Genomic DNA, 22353 nt, shown 5'->3' on the forward strand with positions numbered 1-22353 from the left:
TGAATGATAACCATTACTGTTAGAAAGTAAGTACCTGTTATTCCGGTACGGTCCGGTTGCGCGAGAAGACGGGATGGGCAATTCCGGGTTTTGCTGGCGAATTGAGTGGTTGCTTGTATCGCATGCCCTGTTAAATTCAGGGGAGGGGGCTCAGCTTGCTACGGCGGGCTTGAAACGCATGAGGCCAGCAGGGTTCTGAAGTCCTTTATCGCCCTCGCCACGCCTAGGTCAATAAAATAGGGACCACCCCCTTTGATCACGATTTGCGCCTCACTGGACCCTTGGGCACGCTCAATACGCGTGCGGAAGCCGGTGATGATCTTATCATCAAAGTTTCCGGATTCAAGCACGCCGTTCGTAACGTTCTTTAAGGTGACTTCCTGCCATGAACTATTGGTCTCCGATAGTTTGCTGATACTGAGCTCCGCACAATCAAAAAAACGCTGGTTTGACATATCGGAAGGGATCACCATGTGATCAGAAGCTGTTGGGGTATTTCCGGTAATCAAGAACAGGTTGCATCCTCCCAAGGAAAGAAACAAACCGATAACAGTGAAGGCTGTTAGCCAAGGTTTCATGTCGCTGCCCTTATAAACGTCACGCGTTAAAATACGAGCGTAAATTCGAATAAATAATCGATGCCCAAACGGTTTACTGCAGCGTTTTCAATGATACGGCAGAGAACGGTTCACTCTGACAGAATCAGGACGATTGTCCGCAGCTACTTTAATAAATATGATTTTAATATTTTTTGAAAACAGCCTTAGTGCAGTTTGAATAAATAACAGAGCACTCCCCACGCCTGTCATTTCGACAATTCTTGAACGCTGCTTCAGCCGCCAGATCTTCAGTCTTGGCACTTGCTATCCCATTTTCTCCTCTACCTGAAGAGGGGGCAACGACTGCCACGCACTGATTGTGGTAAGAAATCAGTACCTTGCAATTGGAAACACCTTCATCGCGACATTGTTTCAGTGCATTTTGTTCGGCGTCATTTTTAGAGAGTTTTCCACTCGAAGGCCAGCCCCCAGCGCCATCATCGGTACCTGCTATGGCTCCCCAGGTAGTGATCCATTCGCCAGTGGGGCGAGGCGGCAAAGATTCCGCTTTAGAGTTGCCGGGGTCTAGGCCGCATTGTGGACTTCCCGGTGCCACGCCAATTGGGCATGCCGTTTGAGCAAGTGCCGGATGCGATGTCATGAGCAAAAACAAAAATGACAACAACACAGTGCGGAACATATAGGTGATCCTGCTTGGCGATTGGATAAAGCTCTGGTCTGGCGGAAAAGACAGTAATCGAATGGCTGAGGGTTTTCGATAGCACAGGTGTGCTATTGCCGGGATCGATCAATGTCCGAGATGACGTTTCATCAACGTGATCGAGGAAGGTTGCATCCTCATCTGAGCCTGGTTTTTGAACATGAGTACTTATACCGGGAGTTACTTACTCTTCGGTCACGAAGCGGTCATCGGCCGGGCATTCAGCGCGCCGCCGTTCAGGGCATGGCCACAGGCGCGCCGGGACAGTATTGCTGCTTTTGAAGTTGTCGCCTTCCCATACTAGAAAGCCAGCGTGGGCTAGTCTGCCGTTATCGAAGGCATCGTGTGCTTCAGGCTGAAGTGGCTGCTCAGGGTTGAACTCCATCACCCAGCGGGCCGCCGAAACCTGATCGAGGCGAGAATCGTCCAGGAACAATTGACCTCCTCCCTGGGTTTGATAGCGGTTATAGAGGTCGACTCCCAAGACATCTTGAGGGCGCTGGATCGTAGCGGTGACGTCTTCCGCCCGTCCATTTGTGATGCGATAGGCCCGCAAGCCGCTGCCCAGGCGCTGAGTGCCCGCTTGAGCACAGCGATGACGCAACGCGTTGGCGGCTTCTTCTGTCAGATCGTCGACTGGCGGCTTACAACTGACGCTTACGTTGACCAGATAGCCCGTCACGCCAGCAGACTCGCCCTGAAAGCTGCGTGCCCATACGTAATAAGAGGCGCCTGGCTGACGGGTGCTAGTGATTCTGATGTCCGGGCGGGAAGGCAGGCGGGGGATCTCGACAACGTAGCTGGTCTTTTTCGCCAGTAATTGCTTAAGCGTCGATTGGGGGACTTGCAGTCCTGCTCCGGGAAGCGACAGCAATGCGTCGATTAGTTGCTGCGGAATCGGCCGGTAATTGCCAGTCGCTGATGTGCGGTTGTTGAGACTTGCGGTTCCCGGTAGCGGTGGGGATGCATCGCGATTGAGCGTGTCTCTTGGGCTTGATTCGGCAACTGGGCCTTTATGTGGTGTAAGTACTTCTGACGGAGTCGCAGGTGCTTGTTGAGCACAAGCGCTGAGTGCGGACATCAGCAAGGCCAGGCAGATTATGGCGCGAGAGACAGTTTGCATCTGTGGCCTCCGGCGCTAACGCCCGGTACACATGAAATCAACAGGAACGATCAGGACGTCTCGGCAATCGGGATTGATGATGTATTCAGTCCGGAAGACATCATCAATCCACCAATAAACCGGGCACTGGCGAAAATTCGATCATTGCCCAAGCGCCGAGGGAACGCCTGGAAATAAACTCAATGTGATTCAACCACCGCTGCCACACGATCAAAGTTCTGGACCGCCAGGTCCTCCCTGGAGATCCAGAAAGTTGCTTGGCCGCAATCCCCAAACTTGAGCTTGATCGCGGGATCCCAGGCGAGCTGCAGCAGGCATACCGGCTCGCCCTCGATATCAGGCATGGCGCCCTGCAAAAGCGGAACATGCCCCAACATCTGATGGACTCTGGCCCTGGCACAGTACCTTCGTCCATCGGCATGCTTGCAATAACTTTCCTCATACGGCAAGTGCTCGCCCTCAAGGTCACGATAGAGCGGTAATGGAATCAACCGGGCGGTGTCAGGTGAGCCAGCGACGTACGCAATAGAGGCCAGCAGACCTTTCGTGAAAACTTCCCCCATTCTTGCATCGGTGATCGTGGTGCCTTCATTCTCGTCGCCGATCTGTCCAATGATCCAGTTTCGGAAGGCCTCCCTCGTGGCCTCATCAGGGACGTTATCCCAGCCAATTCGACTGGCGTGCTCCACCCAGTCCAGCACATCCTGATCAGCCACAAAACTGCGTGTTTCCTTGATTCGGGAATTCCCTGCGATCCGCGCCAGGCGATCTATCATGATACCCACCTGGGGGAAATCAAGCTGGTAGCGCAGCCACTGGGCAGGGAACTTCCAGGATTGGGACAGCGGCCGCTCCCAACGGAAAATAGCGTTGGCGTTGGGCATTAGACCGGTCGCCGCCACGGCTGCTCCCAGGCTCAGTTCTGACCATCGCTGGTGGTAGGCCGCCATTGCAGGCCTCGAGCTGCCTTCCGGCGTTGGCATGTCGTATGGCCAAGTGTCCATCCGCCGTCCTACCAATGGCCATTGCGCATGGAGGCGCGGCCCACTCTCACCAGGTAGCAGCCACCCCGGTTCCGTGTGTGGGCTGTCCGCTTTATTCACGTCCTGAATCGGACGCAGATGTTCCGGCGCCTGGCGCTCAGGCTGTTCCGCTGGCACATTCGGCGCGTACAGCACCCGCACACGTTCCTGCGGAGGATCTGTGTCCCAGATCTGTTCTTCGTCGTTTACAGCGAAGAAAAACAACATGCCCTGCGTTGGCATCAGCGATTCGACGCGTGGTAACTCCGCGCAGTCGATCTGGGCGAGGAAATGCATTGGCGTCGACTCACCGTAACTTACCCCTATGGGCCATTCAAAAGCTTGCGGCAATTGCGGCAGACCGCCCAACCGACTGCGCACTTTGGGAAATGCGGTGGGTGGATAGACCCGTTGCAGCACGATGCCGGTTTTGCGGTGCTTCTGGAAATAAGCCTCAAGCTCGGCTTCCGCCCGGTGGTCGCGCAGGCTCGCGTCATAAGGGGACTGTGTTTGAGCTTCCATTTCCTGAACCTCTACGTTACAGCGTTAGGACGAAGCCTTTATTGGGCAATGTTCGCAACGAGCCGCGCCAATTGGGCAAGTGCCGGGTGCGATACCGTGAGCATTAACAACGACAAGAAAAAATGGCGCAGGGCCTTTAGATCACCGTGTTTAGCGAACCCACAGCTCTTGTCCTGGAAGTTAGAACATAATTGAAAGGTTGATGAGTTTCGATAGCACAGGTGTGCTATTGAAATGCTGAAGGTCTTGGGCGATCTTCTGCTGATTATTATTGTAAATACTCGGCACTGGCTTTCATTTGAGGAGTTTAGGGCAGGTGGCTCATGGGTTTAAACGGGTCGGGTTTCGGGAAGCTTGAAAGAGCTTCTGAAGAACGACCCGGATTGTCGCGACGTTGCAATTCGCTAACAGCGCATTACTGAAAGCACAGCAGACATCGCAAGTGACAGGCTGCCAGTAGAGGTATTCACCGTGAGCCATGTTTCGCCGTTTGGAAAGCAGCTTGCTCCACTGCGCCAAGCGCGTAGCAGCTTGGTTAATTGCTGCGCCGCCGTACTATGGGCCGGTGTGCTGCAGGCTTCTTTCGCGAGCCCACAGCCCGAATTCATTCCCGCTCCTAATAATGCTGTCGGGCATACCGTGCTGGATATGACCCCAGAGTTGTTGGCGCAACGTATTGTGCGATTGATTCTTTCGATCCATGGCAAGCAGGATATGGCACGTTTACAGGTCGAGAAGGAATTCGGCGTGAAGTTGAAATACGACGCTAACGATCCGCAGGCGTTCTGGATTTCAGGCGAACTGGGAGGCGGTAAGCGCTACTCGCTGGAATCAATATCGGACGCGAATGGCCAACCTGTCAGCCGACTGGACTTTGAGTTCACCAAGAGTGCCGGTACGCCAGACCAGGTAGGCTGCGCGCAAACCATCGCGCTGTATCGCCAGTCGTTGATCAATGGTGACTTCAAAGCACAATGGGTCGGCTCGCCGCGTCGTGGAAGTCATGCCAGATGGCATTTCGAGCGTGGCAATGTCGTGGTTACGGCCTTGGTTGGCGTGGATACGCGCGAGGGTAACGCGCAAGCCTGTGTATCGAAGCTGATAGTTCTGGTTTTATCTTAGTCGGGGCAAATACCGCTGACGAAGAGGCGGTGCTCCTAGGGTTTCGATTGATCTGCTCAGTATTCATCCGGGCAGTCTTCCGAACGCATCCCACAGAGGCGAAAAAGCTCATCACGGTTCGCTTCGGCACTCCTGATCCACCTGACCTGGATAATCTCAGCGAGCTCCTTGAAGCCAGCTGAGTTACGCACTTTTTGAATTTGAAATACGTTCCTTGTAGGCGCTGCCGAAGGCTGCGAAGCATTTATCCTGACACACCGCTATCGCAGCCTTCGGCAGCTCCTACAGGGACCAGTGCAGTCAGGTATTTAAGTGGGAGCGAAAAGAATAAGCGGGAAGGTACAGATGTGATGCAAGAAAGGCCAAAAGCCTTGAAAGAAGTGGAGCGGGCGATGGGAACAGTACACCGCGCCCAACCCATTGTAGTTAAAGACGTTTATCCCGCATGGGCGACAGGATTAGACCGCATTATGTACCGCCGTTGTGTCCTCGACAACTCCGCTGTGTCCACTGAACGCCACTGAAGTCCATGAACAGCCACTAACACGTTGCCTTACCTGAATGGAAGGGACGAGCAGATCCTGCCGTGCAACGGGACAGCCAGTGCATCTGACGGACAAAGTGCGCCACTAGCGACGCCTCGATCTGTACCCAAGCTGCCGGCGCCAGTACTGCCAGCCCGCGAGCAGTCCCCAGCATTTCTGCGCGGGTGATTCATGTCATTACCACCGCGGCCACGCGATCAAAGTTCTGGACCGCCAGGTCCTCCTGGCGATCCCGGAAGTCGTTTGCCCGCAATCCCCAGACGTGAGCTCATTGGCCGGGTCCCAGCCGAGCTTCGGCAGGTCACGAGATAGCGGCAATGGAATCAACCGCGCAGAGCTAGGTGAAAGAGCGACGTACACAATGGTACATTAAGCTTGCGGATCACATATTCATTATAAGCACGGTATATCACATGGAAGAATCCTACATAATTTTGGATGCGGCAAAAATGGACGAGTTAATACTTGGCCGTCAATATGAGCACTTAAAGTCATTCATTGATTTACTTGAAAATCGGCACTATCAAAGCTCTAAATGTCGAGCTGAAAATTATTACATTATCGGTAATGGTCATGCCGCCCTTGCATATAGCTTAAAATCCCCGTGGGATGAAAGAATTGGGCTTCAAGTAAAGTTTTATAAGAGAGCGCAGTATGAGGCTGGCTTTTTGGAGCTAAGTGACGACTTGCGAAGCAGAGTTTTTACAAATTTGGCAAATGCCCTTTACATGCAAGGCAGACTTTTTGAGGCGCTAAAAGAGTACGACAAGGCTATGGCGGCTTTTAATAATCCTTTGGCTTATTTCTCAAAAGGGCGAGCATTGCTAGAGGTGTCGAGCAGCTTATATGATAAGGGGCATGCTGTTTATTTTCAGAAAGAAGCCTATCCGATATTGAAATATATCTATGAGTGTAAAGACGTATTGTTCGATGCGGATCATCTTAAAGCTGTAGAGGCCGCCACTCCCTACTCAGACTTTGTCAATCATTTCGACCTGCATTTCGAATCGATCTGTGAGGACTTCCCTCACATTTCTGAGATTAAAGGTTCGACTGGAAAGTCAGACAAAGAGCGTTCTTATAAAAGGTGGTGCTTGGACAACACTCTTTTCATTAATGACTTGAATGAAATAACAGCGGAACCTCTGGCGGCTCAGGACGTAATGGGACTGCCTAGTATCCGCTATTCAGTTAACCCACTTGTTGGTATAACTGAAAGCCTAAGCCTGAGCGGAGGATTTTCAGAAATAAAACACCAGTTTGCACATGCAAGATTCACCTTTTATGAAGCAATTGAAAGTGTCTATTCACATCGAGAGATTTCACACTATTCGAGCAATGAATTGTTTTTGGTCAATACGCTAGATTATTGTATCTATCGACGTGATATCGAACAGGTAAAAATTTCATTTAGGTTACTGTACTCTTGTTTCGATAAGCTGGCCGTCCTCCTTTTTAAATACCTTGATCCTAGCTCTGCGGCTAGAGTCTACTTTTCACACGTCTGGTACGGGGAAGGTAAGAATGTAAAACAAGATTTTTTAAGGTCCGACAACCCTTATCTTCTAGCGCTGTATTGGTTGTCTAGGGAGATCAATGATGACGAGGCTGAAGGGCATGACCACTGGATGGATTCCAACGCCTCGAAGCTGGCGGATATAAGAAATAAGCTAGAGCATGGTGGTTTTAGAGTCGTAATAGATGATTTGTATAAAATAACCAATCCTTTTGACAAGAATCTAGCCGAGGCCGCGCATGTGGAAATTTTGGCTCGCATAGAGGCTAACAATAAAATATTAAAAGGCGGTGTCTCAAAAGCACAGCAAAAAAATATTAGGGAGAAAATCAGGTCTGATCAAGAATTAATTGATGCTAAGAAATATTTATCTGGCTACCCACTTGTTATCACAGATAAAGAATTACGAAATCAGACCTTAAGACTTATGAGCAAAGTTCGTTACGCAATAATGTACACTTCACTTGCGATTCATTATGAAGAGGAGAAACTTCCTGATTCATGCTTGGTAATACCTTATGAAACCCCTTTGTATTGAGGTTTATTAATGGCTATTAATCTTCAATTCTCAACGCATGACGACGGGTAGTCGTGTTAGGCGCTAGATAACAATAACTATCTTCTAGTTGACCCATCATTGTCAGCTCCTGACCTCACATTCATCGCCATGCCTTAATTTTCGCAGCATTCCAGTCAAATTCAGCGCACTAATTTCTCACTATCATTTAAAGTCTCGATTCTTTTTAACATTGTTAAATATTTTTTGTGTGAGCCGATTGCCTGTCCGATAACACATTGTGGGATCGCATCTTTTGATACATCTGAACTGTTTCGACGCGGATTGGTGTAGGCATACCTACTGAAATATCCGTTTACCTTAAGGTCTTGGATTGCGTCTAGCATCTCCGTATTCATTGATACACCGTAACGATCAACCACCTCGTCTAAGCGGACGATACCGTTAGTTATACCAGAGCGAAATATGTCATTCCACGTACCACTGTCCGGGAATGAGTAAAACGTCTTGGGCCTCAACTCAAGGCACGTATCCTGAGCTTTTTCTATCATTGAATCCTCAAGCATCAGATCATATGTGATTTTTTCGTCCTTTATGTATAGGCCTCCACTATTTTCTTTATACAGAGAGCGGAACGGAGAAGTAATCGCATCCAAACTCCTCGTAATTTCACCGCTAATGATCAAGCCTAATTTTTTCTTCTCAACCTCTTGGCTCTTTTTTTCGTCTCGCTGTTGATATGCTAAATAACCTGAACCAACAAGAGCAGCCACAGCAAAAAACAGGGTGGCTCGGCCAGTACAAGTCAACTTAGCAATACCGTTTGCGTTCCTGTCCCATGTGTTACCTACAATTGCAGCAAGAGCTGTTCCAAAAGCCACGATGATTACGAAATAGTCCATAAAGATCCCCAAAGTAGGTTTAGATAAAGTTGAGGCCAATAGAATTAAATGCCTCGACAAACCACGATAGAAGCAGTCGCGAGATTTTCAGTCAGTTCAACCGAATAAAATCAGCCTATAACGATTTTATTTAGCCATGCTGAAATCTGTATTGGGTTTAAGCTCTATTTGCCAAAGTGGAAGATTATCCCCTTTGTATCCCTCTGGAATCTCAATGGTGAATATTTCCGGGTCTGCTGCGGCATCTAGCGCTATGACTCGCTGATCGTAAACCGTGTGTTGTTTATACGCTGTGCTCACCATGGAACTCAGGTGGTCAACGATTCCAAAGCCCTGCTGGCGAGCATTTACCATATCCTCTTCATGCTCGGGCTGATAATTCAGCCTCACTCCGGCTAATCGTTCACCGTCATACAGTGGTTCACCTTCAGACTCTGCCCATTTTCCAAATTGAATTAGATAGAAAGCTATTTTCTTCTCAGTATTTGCAGTTATCTCCTTTTCAGCACAATAAAACTTAAGTTCGGAGACTGTAAACCTGGCTTGGTCATCTTCCGTAATAAATGCCTCTTTCTCGGGGTTCGCTACAAAAACCACTGATAAGGGCGGTATCGTGCCAATCATTCTATCTCCGATGATTGACATTTCATTTCTAGCCATTGCTTCAATAAAATTAATGGAGTGCTTGGTTTTATAAGCCTTAAAGGAGCTTTTTGAAAGTAGCACCCACTTATTATATCGGGAGAAAAATATGGCAAATTTTAGAGAGGCCCCAGTGAGTTCTGCATAGTTTTCAAGTCGCTGGATGTAGTCGTTTTGAATGGAGTAAGGAGATTTAAAGTTAGGGAAGTGGCAGTTCTTAACCTCTATAAAGATTCGCTCACCAGTTTTGAGTACGAGAAAATAGTCTGGAGGTTGAAGGTTCTCGTCGTTAGTAAATATTACTCCGCTATCCTCTTGCTTTATGAGTTTGCATCCGCCGAGAGCTCCGGCGACGTGAGCAAATAATGATTCAATTCGCTTGCCGTGTAAGAGTTTGGCATCCTCAAAGGAGTCTTTGAGTGAGCTTTTAACCAGCCCCATAAATTGTCTAGCATCAGCATCCTCAGAAACTTTGAATCCGTGCTCTCTGCCGAGTGCTGTAAACAAATCAATAACCTCAAATTTTCCAGGATTTCTCTTGATTCGTTTCACCGTAAAACTCCCTTTTTGATCCGCTGACGTGATCTCTTCAAGACCGCATTATCTGATCTTAGCTCCTAGTCCCAAATTACGAAAGGGATAGCAGCATTCGAGTCAAAGCTGCACTCCCAAGGCCAATACAAGCTAAATGCTATTGCTCACTTTGTTCCCCATTCCCAAGCAAAGCCACTACTTATGGATCGCTATAGTGCCAAAAATCTGTTAATGCTACGGTGCAGGTTGCCACAAGGGGCACGCTTTATATCTACTCTCTCGTATTAGATTTTGCAATTCTCCCAATGCATTAAATTTTAGGTTATTCTTTAAGAGCAGCAAATTAAAAATTGTCTTTCTTGTGAAAGCAAGAGCGTTCTTTAGTTCGCTCTCCCTAACCGAGTTAGAACCTGTATGGACGATCTTAGAACGCAATTTGTAAAGGTTTTTGACGTAGCGTTCGATTTGCAAACACTCTGCTACGGACTGGCCATTCAAATATGCACATTGCTCGGCCATGCTTGCCATAATTGAGGCTGTTATAACACCGGTTTCATCGACTTTGAAAAGCGCCTCTAGAGCGACTACAATTTTTAAAAATGCGCTTGAGCGATTGCTGTCTAGATAGGCTTCCCCAGTCCACTCTACAGCCCTAGATATCTTTCGTTCAATTTCAGTTTCGGGTGATAACACCGAATTAAAAAATGACAGCATAGTGTTTTTATTCTTTCCGGGAACGAAATTTGCCACCTCTGTCAGATCCAAGCCGGATTTAAAGTTATGATTAGCCTCCTGTATTCCAAATAGCCCTCCTTGTGTGAAGACTATAGGTTGCTGGACAGGAGAGAAACGCATCCTCAATATCCCAATCGAGAAGTCAAAGTTCTGTTCGGCCAGAAGAAACGCCATCGATAAGTCGAAAGCATTGAAGATTGTGTCTGCAAATTCCAAGGCTTTATCTTGGTCTTTTGCCTGTGCGCAGTACTCAGCAACTGTCTTTGTTGCTTGATGTTTGCAAAAAAATGGGTCAGGGAACGGGAGTTTAATAAGCCCGCCATGACGAGGGATTTCGTAAAACACCAACGGGCCTAGCCTCACAGGATGTTCACTCTTGGTAATATCCCCGCCATATAGGGTTTTTACTACTTTGTAATCACGTTCTTTTGCCAGAGCTCTAATATGGTTCTTAAACCATTCGATCCGAGAGTTCACTTCCGTGTCGCGGTCGTTCTCACATCCTACCAAAGTTCTTTCAATTAACCGCTTTAGAAAGTTTCTCGAAATAAACCTACCTTCTGATGTTTCTAAAAATTCATCTAGCCCTTTCTCAAAGCTTTGGATTTCAGTTATTAATAATATGTTACCGGTGTATCCAGCATCACTGTAGGTCCAATTTCCTGAATTTTGACGGTTTAATATGCATGAGCTAAAAATCAAACTTGTGCCTTCGGTCTTCTTGTTCAAATTAAACCCCCGTAACCGATCAATAAAAGTTCGCTTTGTGTAAAAAAACACTGGCTGGAGGTTATAAGCTCGGTGGAAGTATGTCTACAGTCTGTGTAGGGGGGAGCAATGTTTTCTGCTTAGAGTTGGCTAAGGGTGCATAGCAGGCCTTTCTATGGGCTGTACCAGCCACACCGATAGTCGAGCCCGATGCTTGCAGTGGCCGCATATGGAGTGGACTGCTGCCGTGGATACATCGTTTGCTAATCGTTTCTGTATTCGTTGATGCCGCGACTCTTTGATCGCTCCAGCATAGCTAATATGCTTTTGATATAATTCACCTATCAACCTGACGGAGGTAGTCAGCCCGTTTAAGCCAGACAATCTCATGCTGAACAACAATGAGGCCCAAAAGTCATCCCTAAAAGCAGGGACGGAGTCAGCCTTTTAGCCCCCTTTCGAATAGCATTGCATTAGTCTTTCTAGATCTATCATGATGCTTCAGAAGTCTCACTGCATGTAAGAAATATGCAATGTAGAGCCAATCACGCCGCTCAAAGCTAACGGCGAGACGCTGACGCGATCAGTTGATACCCAATACGTCTTGATGGGGTACCGACCAGCATCAAAGCTCGCTTAGGCACCTGTGATAGACGAATGGGAAGCTTGATCAAATCTCCACCGCAATACTTCACCATTCACATCTGTCGTATTAGATAGGCTACGTCGGTGATTTATTCTAGACGCACATATCACGATCATCGCTGGTGCTGCGCTGTGTAGTAATGCTTACACATGCCAAGACCCGCTCAGCATGTCTGCTATGCGCCACCGTAGCGCAAGACATACTTGGCCCACGAAGATTTGGATATAGCAATTGCGTGTAGGAGATGGATCAATGCACGAAGGTGTACCCATTTCAAAGGTTTTCTATCGCCCCATTGAAGCGGCTATACGCTGGGCGGGCTTACTCAAGCATCAACGTGCGATTCTGACCCAGATCACATCGCCCAGGAGTCTCCCGCACATACTCGATTTCCCGCGTTGGACGGAGCTCCGTCTTTATACCGAGCGTCTCTATGATGCTATTTTCCACCATGAACTACCTTACGGCATCAACGGCATTACGGTGGAGGACGAAGACCTATGGGACTCACCGGAGTTGACTATCCGACATGTCGATCTCAAGCAGTGGATGCGACATCACTACCCAGAACACAGACCCGCTTTTCTCTTCAGCCGAAGCGAACGCATGGCGCATCCAACCATCACGCTTGAAACTGGCCACGCCTTGTTGATCGAGCGTCAGGCAATGAAAGCAGAACTGCAACAGTGTAAACGTCGGCTCCAAATTCTGCAGGAGCAATACGACGAGGTGCTCAGCCATAGCGCACGGAAATGCATCTGCAGCCAGTGCTCCATCACGGATAGGGCTGAGTCCACGTATCAGAATATTATCGGGGGCATGCTGGACGTGATGCTCTCTCGATCGCCAGCAGGCAAGCCGTACTCCAGCTTCAGAACCCAAGAGGCCATTGTTTCTGCTCTTGTTGCTCACCACGGCGGTTTGATGGGCATCACGGAGCGAACCCTGAACGGTAAGTTTGCTCAAGCACGTCGCAAGATCCGAAGTGCAGAGACACCGGGGGGGCGCACTTCGTTTGTGGCGGATTTAGCGAGCATTTAGCAGTCCAACCATCAGCTTGCAAGCTTGTATGTGCAAGATCAAAAACTGCATTTGCAATGTCTTTTGCCAGCCATGTGTATTGAATAGGGGGCACGCCAACGAACGCCACTGAGCGCTAAGGAGTGTCCACGATGTTGCAAGTGCCTGCCCTTCCACAGGGGGAGCGCCGCATTCTGCGGCTTGACGAAGTTGAAGCCAAATCGGGATTCAAGCGTGCCCACATCTACGCACTGATGAAAAAGGGTGAGTTCCCACAGGCGCTGCGCTTGGGCGTTCGTGCAGTCGGCTGGGATTCCGTAGAAGTAGACCTCTGGATCAGTGAGCGGCTAAATAACCGGGTGCAACAACCCGCTCTCCCACGTAACGTCTAGGGAGAGCAACGATGCAGATCGTATCCATTATTTCCACGAAGGGTGGCGTCGGTAAGACGACTACCGCAGCGAACCTAGGTGGCTTGGCCGCTGACGCGGGCATCCGTGTACTGCTGCTTGATCTGGATGTCCAGCCCACTTTGTCATCGTACTTCGAGCTGAGGCACAGGGCTGCTGGTGGCATCTATGAGCTACTTGCTTTCAATGAACAGCGCACCGATCAACTGATATCTCGGACCGTGATCCAAGGGCTAGATCTTGTTCTGTCTAACGATGATCGCGGCGATCTAAATACTTTGCTCCTACATGCCCCTGACGGGCGTCTGCGCTTACGGCACTTGCTACCTATCTTTGCGCCAGATTACGACCTCGTATTGATCGACACGCAGGGTGCTCGCAGTGTACTCCTTGAGATGGCCGTTCTTGCCTCGAACATGGCCCTATCCCCGGTTACACCAGAGATACTGGCCGCGCGGGAGCTGCGTCGCGGTACGTTACAGCTGCTGGAGGACATCGCTCCTTATCGTCACCTCGGTATAGAGCCTCCAACGCTACATCTATTGATCAACCGAGTGCATCCGGTCTCCTCCAACGCTCGACTCATCCAACAAGCCCTGCGTGATGTATTCGATGCACATCCAGGCGTCTACGTGCTCAATACTGATGTTCCGGCGATCGAAGCCTACCCGCGCGCCTCAACGCGGGGCCTGCCGGTTCATCGGATTGAACATCGCCAGCCCTCTGGCCGAGTCGCCCCCGCAGCATTAGAGACGATGCAGTCACTGGCCGGAGAGTTGTTCCCGAACTGGCGTGAACGCTTTGCGTTGGTCAAGGGCAAACCCACTGATTCCTCGGGAGCCCGCCATGGCGAACGTGCATGAACTGGCCCGCGGGAACAAGCGTCTGAAAACGCTGATCGAATTTGCTCTCGCCGAAGGGTGGCACATCCAGCGGACACAAGGCGGGCACTTGAAGTTCACCAAAGTGGGCTGCGCCCCGATCTACACCAGCTCGACGGCAAGTGACCATCGCGCCAGCCTCAATGCGCGAGCTCAGCTCCGGCGAGCTGAGCGTGAGGCGGAAGACGCTGTGGCGATTTCAATGGAGAGTAAACGCCATGGTTGAGATCACCCCTCAAGACATGGCCGGGAAGTTGCTCGCCGCCGGATTCCAGCGTAACGGGGAATCCGCCTCGGCCCTTAGCGACCCAATTGCCGACACGCCGATGGTCGTGACACTGGACCAGTTGCGTCCTTATGAGCACGACCCGCGCGTGAAGCGTAACCCTGCTTATGAAGAGATCAAGGCGTCTATTCGTGAGCGTGGGCTTGATGCACCTCCCTCTATCACACGACGGCCGGGTGAGGAGCACTTCATTATCCGCAGCGGCGGTAACACCCGTCTCGCCATCCTGCGTGACTTGTGGTCGGAGACGAAACAGGAACGCTTCTATCGTATTTCCTGCCTTTTCCGTCCTTGGCCTGAGCGCGGTGAGATTGTAGCGCTGACCGGTCACCTCGCTGAGAACGAGCTGCGCGGCGGTCTGACCTTCATCGAACGCGCCCTCGGAGTCGAGAAAGTACGAGAACTCTATGAGAAGGAGAAGGGAAGTGCGTTGAGCCAGTCTGAACTTGCCCGGCGTCTGTCAGCGGACGGATACCCCATCCAGCAGTCACATATCAGCCGAATGCAGGATGCTGTTCAACATCTCTTGCCAGCCATCCCTACCTTGCTCTATGGAGGGCTGGGCCGACACCAGGTCGAGCGCGTTGCCGTGTTGCGAAAGGCATGCGAGCGGATTTGGCAACGGTATTCGGCCGACCGAACTCTGACTGTGGACTTCAGGGAGTTCTTCCAGGATGTTCTGGCACAGTTTGATGCACAACCTGACGCCTTCAACATACAGCGCGTTCAAGACGAGCTGGTGGGCCAGATGGCAGATCTGTTGGGCGTTGACTATGACACGCTTACTCTGGATCTCAACGATAGTGAAAGCCGCCAACGTGCTTTGGCTACCGAGCCAGCCGCCAGTTCGATTTCCATCCCCCACCCTGCCTTGTCTTCGGCTCCCCAGTCCAATCTCTCGTCCGTCACAACACCGGAGGGCAACGTCGAGAGCCTGAGTACCACACAAGCACCATCGAAAGAGAATCCTGCGCCCGCAAAAAGAGCGTTACAGGCCGATCTCATCCCAGCTGCGGACAAACCACTGTCGGTCCCAGCTGCGTCGGCTGATCAGGAGGTGGGCGATCTCGTGCAAGAGCACATCGTATCTCCAGCCCAGACGACCGAACGGTTGCAGTCGATCCAACGCCTGATTGCAAATGAACTCGGGGATGCCGTGCCTCCTGACTTCGAAGGCAATGTTCTACAGGCAATTCCCGTCCAGGCGGGTGGGCTCTATCCCATTACTGACGTCTGGTACATCGATCCAGGCCTCGACATTCCAGACCGGCTACGGGTGCACATTGCACAATTTGCTAGCGAAATTGCGGAGGCGGCGTCGCTTGCAGATTGCATCGTTCCCTGCAACGACGGCATTGGGTTCAAGTGCAAACCTGAGCTGAAAGGGACATCCGACGTCGGCGGCGATGTGGTGATGCTTTTGGCCGCGCTAAGTGGCCAAGGTTCGATTGTCGAAATGGACCGATTTGGCAGTGTCTTGCCCAAGCTGCTGCATGGTGCAGGTGATCCTGCAAAACGACTGAGTGACACGGCGTTGGTCAAGCTGTTCCGGCTCCTAAGGTTGGCTCGGCGTCTGCTGGACATTGAAATCGGTAGCACTGGTCACGGATCTGAGTGAGGTAGCCTATCCATGTCGTCACCGCATCCGCTCAACCAAGCAGTGATTGCGCAGGCACTACATGATCTACGCAACGGTCAACTGCGCCGATGCAAAGCCATGGGGTTTGGGGATGATGAGCTCGATGCTCTCAAGCACCCATCTCAGGTCAGTGTGCTGCTCAATGCGTCCGTCTCATGGTGTTCTGTCACCGTCAATCGAGATGTTCTGCGTCGGCTGCTGATGCAAGCGCAGGATGTTGAGAAGGAGATTGCGACAGTCGATCGCATGCTGCGATTGGGAGCCAGCACAGAGATGGTCAGCCGATTCTATGGTTTGACTCACCAGGAAGTAGCGCTGCGCCGCGAAATTTTGGGCATGCCCAAACGCAAAGGACGTCACCCGGTACTGGATGAGTCTCAGGATACGGAGCTGTGGCGTAGATGGAAAGTTCTCACCACCCAGCAAAACCCTTCTATGAACGATGATGCATCGGTTTTGCACATCGCAATGGATCTGTCCGAAAGCATGGCGCTGCCACTGTCTGTGGTTTGGTCCACGATCAATTCCTGGATCGACCAGGGACTGGTTTAGGTCATGGCAGTGGATGATCCACGCCGAGGTCGCGGTCCAATAGCGTTGTCGGATCTTTTCGATAAAGCGCTGAACACTCTTGCTGCAACGTCCACCCCAAAGACCATCGCGTCCCCCTCGCCAACACCAAGCGACGGATTTTTGTATAGCGGAAACCGACATGAGAGCGTTCCCAGTGCACTTTTCCTTGATCGACGATTGACACCGTTGGAGCGCAACGCGTGGCAGGTGTTCCGGTTATTGCTCAACGATGACGGCCTTACCGCATTCCCCACCTATGACCAGCTACGCCCCTGGTTGGGCTCCATGCCCGGCAGTGCCCAAGCTTCGCACGAAACTGTTGCACGGGCGCTCACATTGCTCCGTCTGAGCCGGTGGCTGAGTCTTGTCCGCAGAAGACGCGACCCGAAAAGCGGACGCATTTTGGGCAATCTCTACGTGCTGCACGATGAGCCGCTGACACCGTTTGAGGCGATGCAATTGGACCCGGACTACCTGGGGTTGGTTAGCCAGGCGCTAGGCCATGCTGCCAAGGCCGTGCAAGTAGTGGGCATACAAACTCTGAAAGAGATCGCTGAGGACCCGCTGCTTACCGGACGAACGTTGCCCACACGCCTGCAGGTGATGACGACTCGTCTGAACCAGGCGGGCCTCCACCCTGACAGCTATCCACAAGCAGACAGATTCAACGAATCCGAAGAAGGTGAGCCAGCCCTTCTTCGGAATCTCGATCCGCATTCTTCGGAATCCGAAGCAGGGCTGGAACCCTCGCCAGATGGTGCTCTTCGGAATCCGAATGAGGGCCGTACAGTACGTAAAGAAAGTAATAAAAAAATACGTACTACTACTACGGGGCCCCATGTGTTGAACGGTTTGCAACTGCCCAAACGTTTCACTCTTCTCAAGGAAGAGCAGCAAACAGGGGCGGCGGTGGCCTTGCAGCAGGTTGACCCGTCAGTGAGGCAAGCTGTGCTAGACGAATGGGAGGCACGTTGCAGGGCCAGTTCCATCCGGAATCCCGCTGGCTATCTGTTCGGCATAATTCAGCGAGCTATTCGCGGAGAGTTCAATGCTTGGGCTGGCCAAAACCAACCGAAGGCGACGCAGCCAGCCACTGCGCCGACGGAACCACCTAAAGTCGCGGCACCTGAAGTAGCCCAAGAACATATCGCACGATTACGAGAGATGTTGCGCAGCAGTTGACCTTGCTGGGAGACACGCTGAGATGTCCCTTTGACTTCAGTAGAGCTATCCCCAGGGGATAGCTTCGGGCATGCAGCCTTCTACGTTTGCTCTTCTTCGTCCTCATCTTGCTGCCAATAGAGGTAGTTGAACAATGCGTCGAGTTCAGAGAGGTTGGTCAAACCAAGATGCTGTTGAACATCCTGAGCATGCTGGCAGTACATTGCGTAGAGCTGACCATTCACATTCCCCTTGCTCGGATGAAGCGGGTACCCAGTGATACCTGCTGCCGCAAGACCCGAAACGGCGTTCTGATTCATCACTGCGTAGCGCTTGTTGTCCAGCGTATGCAGCACCTCCGTCAGCAGGTTGATACCTGCACCTGTTATGCCATCGAAGTGGTGATGGAGCACTTCGAAGGCTGTCTCAGGCGAGAGTCTGCTCCGGCTGACGATATCGGCCAATGCGGCTATGAATCTTGCAGATTGCTCAGCAATTCGCGTGTTCTGCCTGTGCAGGCCTCCGGAGTGGAACTGAACAATTAGCTGGTTGTACTTAGGGAACCTCTGAACAACGCCCCCCAGATGCGCGACACTACACACCTACGTTGAGGAGTGATCCATGCAACTGACGTTCGGTGACGCTGAGGGCCTGGGCAAGCGCAAGCAGACCCGCCGCGAGATCTTCCTGAGTGAGATGGAGAAGGTGGTGCCGTGGAAGCAGTTGCTTGCGCTGATCGCCCCGCACTATCCGGTGTCGGGGCGGCCGGGTCGGCAGCCGTACGCACTGGCGACGATGTTGCGGATTCATCTGCTGCAGCAGTGGTATGCGTTGAGCGATCCGGCGATGGAAGAAGCGCTGCACGAGATTCCGACCTTGCGGCGCTTTGCCCAGATCGGTGGCTTGGACGACATTCCCGACGAGACCACGATTCTCAACTTTCGGCGCCTGCTGGAGACCCATGGCTTCGCCACACGAATGCTGGAGGCCGTCAACGCGCATCTGGCGCGCAAGGGCCAGAGCCTGCGGTCGGGCACGATCGTCGATGCGACGCTGATCGCTGCGCCTAGTTCGACCAAGAATGCCGACCATGCACGTGACCCTGAGATGCACCAGACCAAGAAGGGCAATCAGTATTACTTCGGGATGAAAGCGCACATTGGCGTAGACGATGTGTCCGGATTGGTGCACCACGTGGAGTGCACGGCGGCCAACGTCGCCGATATCACACAGGCGCACAAGCTGCTGCATGGCAAGGAAGACACGCTCAGCGGGGATAGCGGTTACACGGGTCTGGAGAAGCGTGCGGAGATGGCGCGCAAGCGCAAGTTGCGCTACCTGATTGCAGAGAAGCCGTCCAAGCTCAAGCAGGTCAAGAACGCGCGCGAGTTGCAGTGGACCAAGCGCTGGGAGCACGCCAAGGCCAGCCTACGGGCGAAGGTGGAACATCCGTTCCGGGTGATCAAACGCCAGTTTGGTTACGTCAAGGTACGCTATCGCGGCCTGGCGAAGAACACGGCACAGGTGCTGACGCTGTTTGCGCTGTCGAACCTGTGCATGAAGCGAAAGCAATTGCTGCCTGTCGTGGCCGAGATGTGCCTGTGATCCGGGGAATTGCGCGAAAAAGCGCCGAAAACGATGGAAATTCCAACGTCTGAGCGCAGCTCAGCGTGCCGATATCACATGTCTCGTCATTGGGTAGTGTTGATCAGACCATCCTTAGGTAAAAAAGTGCCTGCCGATGGGCGACGCAGGGTAGCCATATCCTTGATCTGCTGTTTCGCCCTGATCAGATTTCCTCTTCTCGCTGTTTGCTGCGCTGCGAAACCATTGTTCGACTTATTACGCTTCATCTCGTCCAACTGGTACGCCAGGACGCTAAGGTCCTGCGTGCCTTCACGACTGATCCTTTCAGCACGCTTCTGCGCCATTTTGCGCCATGCTTCCTGGATGGTGAACTCCAGGGCGTAGTCGTCAATTCTCTTCTTGGTCGCCGCGACGATAGACTCTTCGCTGATCAATTCGTCGAAGTGCGCTGCAACCTTTTTCGCTAGCGAACCATCTGAGTCAGTGACTAGTACCGAAGCTTCATAGTTGTCAGCCAGACCGCCAGACGTCAGGTTGGCTGATCCGACTAGCACTGTTGATCTGACGGAATCACTGAAGGCATAGATCTTTGGATGGAACGTCGCTTTGGTATCACTCAAATACAACGCCAACTGGTGCTCCTTCCTCAGTGACATGAGCTTGCGCAGCATTGCTGGCTCGGTCAGATGAAAGCTCAGCCCGACTGCAAACCTTGCTGTCATCCCTCGCTCTAGTGCCTTCGTCAGCGGCTTTAGCAGGGACTTCAAGGCAGACGATTTAGCGAATGCGACCATGCAATCCAGGTGCTCCGCGCCTTCGAGCAAATCCAGCAACGCATCTACGTGTGTCACCTGCATACCGTTGACTACCAGCTCAACACTGCTTTTCATCCATTTCCCCCTGCAAATACCCGTAGAAGCGACAGCCTACCTCAGCCAGCTCAAGATCAGCGCAGCTTGAATGGCGCATGTAGCTATCCCCTGGGGATAGCTACATGCAGTATTGCGCGCGAACTGGGAGGGCGGTGAGTTCCGTTTGTTGACTGACGCCCCTCATCAACGCGGGAAAGCTGATGGCTCGTTATCTACAGCGAGTCTTCACTATGGCTACTGAATCACTGCAGCTGAATCTCGGCACCCTACGCAGCGCGATGTCGCTAACGCTGCACACGCATCACGCTTCGCGCATCTGGCATGGTCGCGCAGCTTCAGAAGGTCGGGCGGCTATCGTCGGCTTGAACGGCTACGTATCTGTCATGAACAAGATGAAGCGCGGTGCTGAACAGGACGATCCCTACTCGGACTGGTGGATGTTACGCATTGAAGAGAAGCTGGAGCAGACCAAAGCCACCTTGCAAAACCTGCGCGAACAGGTTGACCAGTCTTTAGCTGGCGTACCTACGGCGCTCAGTCTTGGCGAAAACCTCAACGTCCAACCCGTCAAACTGCCCTTGTTCGTCAACGCCCAGTTGGGGTTCGCGGCGGTTTACCTGCTGGCTGACTACGACGACATTGCTCGCAAGCTCATCTTGGCGCATCACACCGCGCTGATCGACCGCAGCACATTGGAACGCTGGCTCAACGAAGGCGCTCACGCGCTGCGCAGTCTTTTCTCACTGGCTCAACAATACCGTTTCAGCGGCACCACGCGCGACGATTTCGCTGCCAAGAATGCGGCGGCTCGCACTGCGTTGGAGAAGTACGGAGAGCTGCCGCAGGACGTGTTGGAAGGCGTACGACGCTCGCGTTTCGCTCCCCCGATCATTCGCCGCGGCCTGCAATCGCGTGCAACATCAAGTACCTCTGCGACCGTCACCGAAGCGACCGACGATGCGCCGGTGTCGCCAGAGTCGGTCGTGGCCGGCGAGGATGAGCCAGAATGATCGACCAGCATCTGTATCAACCCACGCGCTTCCATCCCTTGGAACAGACTGACTTCATCCGGCTGGAACAGGCTCCCTATCTAAAAGGCCTTTTAAAGCCTTTTAAAGGTAAAGGGGCTCTCGATGTGTGGGCCAGCCAATGCTTGGCGCAAAGGGATCAGTTGATCGTCCTGGCACAACGACGCGTGCTGCAACAGGCAGCCGGACATCCCTTTCATCTGTTGCCGGTGGAACTGGCCCAGCAGAAGACTGGCGCAGGCACGACCTTTCTGCGCTGGCGCAGGCCAGACCGCTCCGCGATGGGGGTTGCTCTATGGCAAGACCTGGTTCTCAGTGATGCCACGCCGGCAAGCCTGCTAGCCGATTTGTATGCCATCGAACAGCAACGCCTCGTACTGAACATGCAGATCAGCCTGATGCACACCTTAGGTCGTCAGGCTCTGGAGTGCGCCAACAAGATGAGTCAGGCCGAGTCCACCTTCCTGCACCGAGTCGCGGGCGCCAAAGGAACTGCTCGTTCCGGGATGCCGCCCCAGGCCTGACTTATCCATTTATTCCCTGCCCCAACGCTGTGCCAAGCGGGTTTTTTCACCACCACGGAGATAGCACCATGAGCACTCATTTCTCTGGCGAAGGCAATATCGGATCGATCCCAGAGTTTCGCGAGTTTCCAAATGGCAACGATGAGCCGAACCGGCTGTTACGGCTGAACATTTATTTCGATAACCCGGTGCCTAAGAAAGACGGCACGTTCGAGGACCGTGGCGGCTTCTGGGCTCCGGTAGAGCTCTGGCACCGCGATGCCGAGCACTGGAAGGATTTGTATCAGAAGGGCATGCGGGTTCTGGTAGAGGGCCGGACCGTTAAAGACGAATGGGAGGATGCGGACGAAAACGAACGCACCACCTTCAAGATCGAAGCTCGGCGTGTCGGCATTCTTCCCTTCCGCCTCGCCTCGGTAACGCTCAGCCAGAAACCGGCCAATGGCGATTCGGAACCCGTTACACCTTGAGTCGGCATTTGGGGCGGCACCCTTGCTTGGCGTCGCCCTAAATGCTCCAGCAGTGCCCCGCAATTGCTAGCGGCTGAGAGGCATTGATCCCAATTCCGCTTCAGTGAA

The 22353-nt window shown here is 52.2% G+C and carries 22 protein-coding genes; 13 read left to right on the forward strand and 9 right to left on the reverse strand.

Annotated features, from left to right (window positions below):
- Window positions 1-158 precede the first annotated feature (158 nt).
- From CKW31_RS09125 to CKW31_RS09140, 4 genes are all read right to left on the reverse strand, one after another.
- The gene (locus tag CKW31_RS09125) at window positions 159-578 is read right to left on the reverse strand and encodes a hypothetical protein (RefSeq protein WP_095094044.1); all 420 of its coding nucleotides are present in this window, start codon (window positions 576-578) and stop codon (window positions 159-161) included.
- Window positions 579-741: 163 nt separating this feature from the next.
- On the reverse strand, window positions 742-1239 hold the full coding sequence (locus tag CKW31_RS09130) for a DUF4189 domain-containing protein (protein ID WP_095094045.1): 498 nt from the start codon (window positions 1237-1239) through the stop codon (window positions 742-744).
- 205 nt (window positions 1240-1444) lie between these two features.
- On the reverse strand, window positions 1445-2383 hold the full coding sequence (locus tag CKW31_RS09135) for a hypothetical protein (protein ID WP_095094046.1): 939 nt from the start codon (window positions 2381-2383) through the stop codon (window positions 1445-1447).
- Window positions 2384-2562: 179 nt separating this feature from the next.
- On the reverse strand, window positions 2563-3927 hold the full coding sequence (locus CKW31_RS09140) for a DUF1963 domain-containing protein (protein ID WP_095094047.1): 1365 nt from the start codon (window positions 3925-3927) through the stop codon (window positions 2563-2565).
- A gap of 471 nt (window positions 3928-4398) precedes the next feature.
- On the opposite strand from CKW31_RS09140, the gene CKW31_RS09145 reads away from it, so the two are divergent.
- Window positions 4399-5049 carry a hypothetical protein gene (locus CKW31_RS09145; RefSeq protein ID WP_141230133.1) on the forward strand — a complete coding sequence of 217 codons (651 nt, stop codon included), beginning with the start codon at window positions 4399-4401 and terminating at the stop codon, window positions 5047-5049.
- Between the two features lie 958 nt (window positions 5050-6007).
- Window positions 6008-7648, forward strand: a complete 1641-nt coding sequence (locus CKW31_RS09150; RefSeq protein ID WP_141230134.1) for an LA2681 family HEPN domain-containing protein — start codon at window positions 6008-6010, stop codon at window positions 7646-7648.
- 161 nt (window positions 7649-7809) lie between these two features.
- Here CKW31_RS09150 and CKW31_RS09155 read toward each other — a convergent pair whose 3' ends face one another.
- The 3 genes from CKW31_RS09155 to CKW31_RS09165 form a co-directional block, all read right to left on the reverse strand.
- The gene (locus CKW31_RS09155; RefSeq protein WP_095094050.1) at window positions 7810-8529 is read right to left on the reverse strand and encodes a hypothetical protein; all 720 of its coding nucleotides are present in this window, start codon (window positions 8527-8529) and stop codon (window positions 7810-7812) included.
- A gap of 126 nt (window positions 8530-8655) precedes the next feature.
- Window positions 8656-9723: a hypothetical protein gene (locus tag CKW31_RS09160; RefSeq protein WP_095094051.1), complete on the reverse strand. Its 1068-nt coding sequence runs from the start codon at window positions 9721-9723 to the stop codon at window positions 8656-8658.
- Window positions 9724-9939: 216 nt separating this feature from the next.
- On the reverse strand, window positions 9940-11169 hold the full coding sequence (locus CKW31_RS09165; RefSeq protein ID WP_141230135.1) for a HEPN domain-containing protein: 1230 nt from the start codon (window positions 11167-11169) through the stop codon (window positions 9940-9942).
- An 877-nt stretch (window positions 11170-12046) separates the two neighbouring features.
- On the opposite strand from CKW31_RS09165, the gene CKW31_RS09170 reads away from it, so the two are divergent.
- The 7 genes from CKW31_RS09170 to CKW31_RS09200 all read left to right on the forward strand — a co-directional run bounded on the left by CKW31_RS09170 (window position 12047) and on the right by CKW31_RS09200 (window position 17785).
- Window positions 12047-12835: a protein kinase gene (locus tag CKW31_RS09170; RefSeq protein WP_095094053.1), complete on the forward strand. Its 789-nt coding sequence runs from the start codon at window positions 12047-12049 to the stop codon at window positions 12833-12835.
- Between the two features lie 131 nt (window positions 12836-12966).
- Window positions 12967-13206, forward strand: coding sequence for an AlpA family transcriptional regulator (locus CKW31_RS09175; protein WP_032699504.1), 240 nt, complete (start codon window positions 12967-12969; stop codon window positions 13204-13206).
- Window positions 13207-13217: 11 nt separating this feature from the next.
- Window positions 13218-14087: a ParA family protein gene (locus CKW31_RS09180; RefSeq protein WP_095094054.1), complete on the forward strand. Its 870-nt coding sequence runs from the start codon at window positions 13218-13220 to the stop codon at window positions 14085-14087.
- Window positions 14071-14331, forward strand: coding sequence for a hypothetical protein (locus CKW31_RS09185; RefSeq protein WP_032699500.1), 261 nt, complete (start codon window positions 14071-14073; stop codon window positions 14329-14331). Before CKW31_RS09180 ends, CKW31_RS09185 begins: the two co-directional genes overlap by 17 nt.
- Window positions 14324-16009: a ParB family protein gene (locus CKW31_RS09190; RefSeq protein ID WP_095094055.1), complete on the forward strand. Its 1686-nt coding sequence runs from the start codon at window positions 14324-14326 to the stop codon at window positions 16007-16009. Before CKW31_RS09185 ends, CKW31_RS09190 begins: the two co-directional genes overlap by 8 nt.
- Before the next feature lie 12 nt (window positions 16010-16021).
- Window positions 16022-16582, forward strand: coding sequence for a DUF2857 domain-containing protein (locus CKW31_RS09195; protein ID WP_095094056.1), 561 nt, complete (start codon window positions 16022-16024; stop codon window positions 16580-16582).
- A 3-nt stretch (window positions 16583-16585) separates the two neighbouring features.
- Window positions 16586-17785 (forward strand): STY4528 family pathogenicity island replication protein, encoded by a 1200-nt coding sequence (locus CKW31_RS09200; RefSeq protein ID WP_095094057.1) that lies wholly within the window; start codon window positions 16586-16588, stop codon window positions 17783-17785.
- An 80-nt stretch (window positions 17786-17865) separates the two neighbouring features.
- Here CKW31_RS09200 and CKW31_RS09205 read toward each other — a convergent pair whose 3' ends face one another.
- Entirely contained in the window at window positions 17866-18228 is a 363-nt protein-coding gene (locus tag CKW31_RS09205; RefSeq protein WP_176469843.1) for a hypothetical protein, read from the reverse strand.
- 157 nt (window positions 18229-18385) lie between these two features.
- On the opposite strand from CKW31_RS09205, the gene CKW31_RS09210 reads away from it, so the two are divergent.
- On the forward strand, window positions 18386-19369 hold the full coding sequence (locus tag CKW31_RS09210; protein ID WP_095094058.1) for an IS5 family transposase: 984 nt from the start codon (window positions 18386-18388) through the stop codon (window positions 19367-19369).
- Window positions 19370-19455: 86 nt separating this feature from the next.
- Here CKW31_RS09210 and CKW31_RS09215 read toward each other — a convergent pair whose 3' ends face one another.
- Window positions 19456-20241, reverse strand: a complete 786-nt coding sequence (locus tag CKW31_RS09215; protein ID WP_256582539.1) for a phospholipase D-like domain-containing protein — start codon at window positions 20239-20241, stop codon at window positions 19456-19458.
- 212 nt (window positions 20242-20453) lie between these two features.
- Here CKW31_RS09215 and CKW31_RS09220 point away from each other — a divergent pair, with 212 nt between their 5' ends.
- From CKW31_RS09220 to CKW31_RS09230, 3 genes are all read left to right on the forward strand, one after another.
- Entirely contained in the window at window positions 20454-21233 is a 780-nt protein-coding gene (locus CKW31_RS09220; RefSeq protein WP_218192146.1) for a PFL_4669 family integrating conjugative element protein, read from the forward strand.
- Window positions 21230-21775 (forward strand): DUF3158 family protein, encoded by a 546-nt coding sequence (locus CKW31_RS09225; RefSeq protein WP_095094060.1) that lies wholly within the window; start codon window positions 21230-21232, stop codon window positions 21773-21775. Before CKW31_RS09220 ends, CKW31_RS09225 begins: the two co-directional genes overlap by 4 nt.
- Window positions 21776-21843: 68 nt before the next feature.
- Window positions 21844-22245 carry a single-stranded DNA-binding protein gene (locus CKW31_RS09230; RefSeq protein WP_003413133.1) on the forward strand — a complete coding sequence of 134 codons (402 nt, stop codon included), beginning with the start codon at window positions 21844-21846 and terminating at the stop codon, window positions 22243-22245.
- The last annotated feature ends 108 nt before the right edge of the window (window positions 22246-22353 follow it).

It is taken from the genome of Pseudomonas sp. Irchel 3A5 (genome assembly GCF_900187575.1).
GTDB classification, from domain to species: Bacteria; Pseudomonadota; Gammaproteobacteria; order Pseudomonadales; family Pseudomonadaceae; genus Aquipseudomonas; species Aquipseudomonas folii.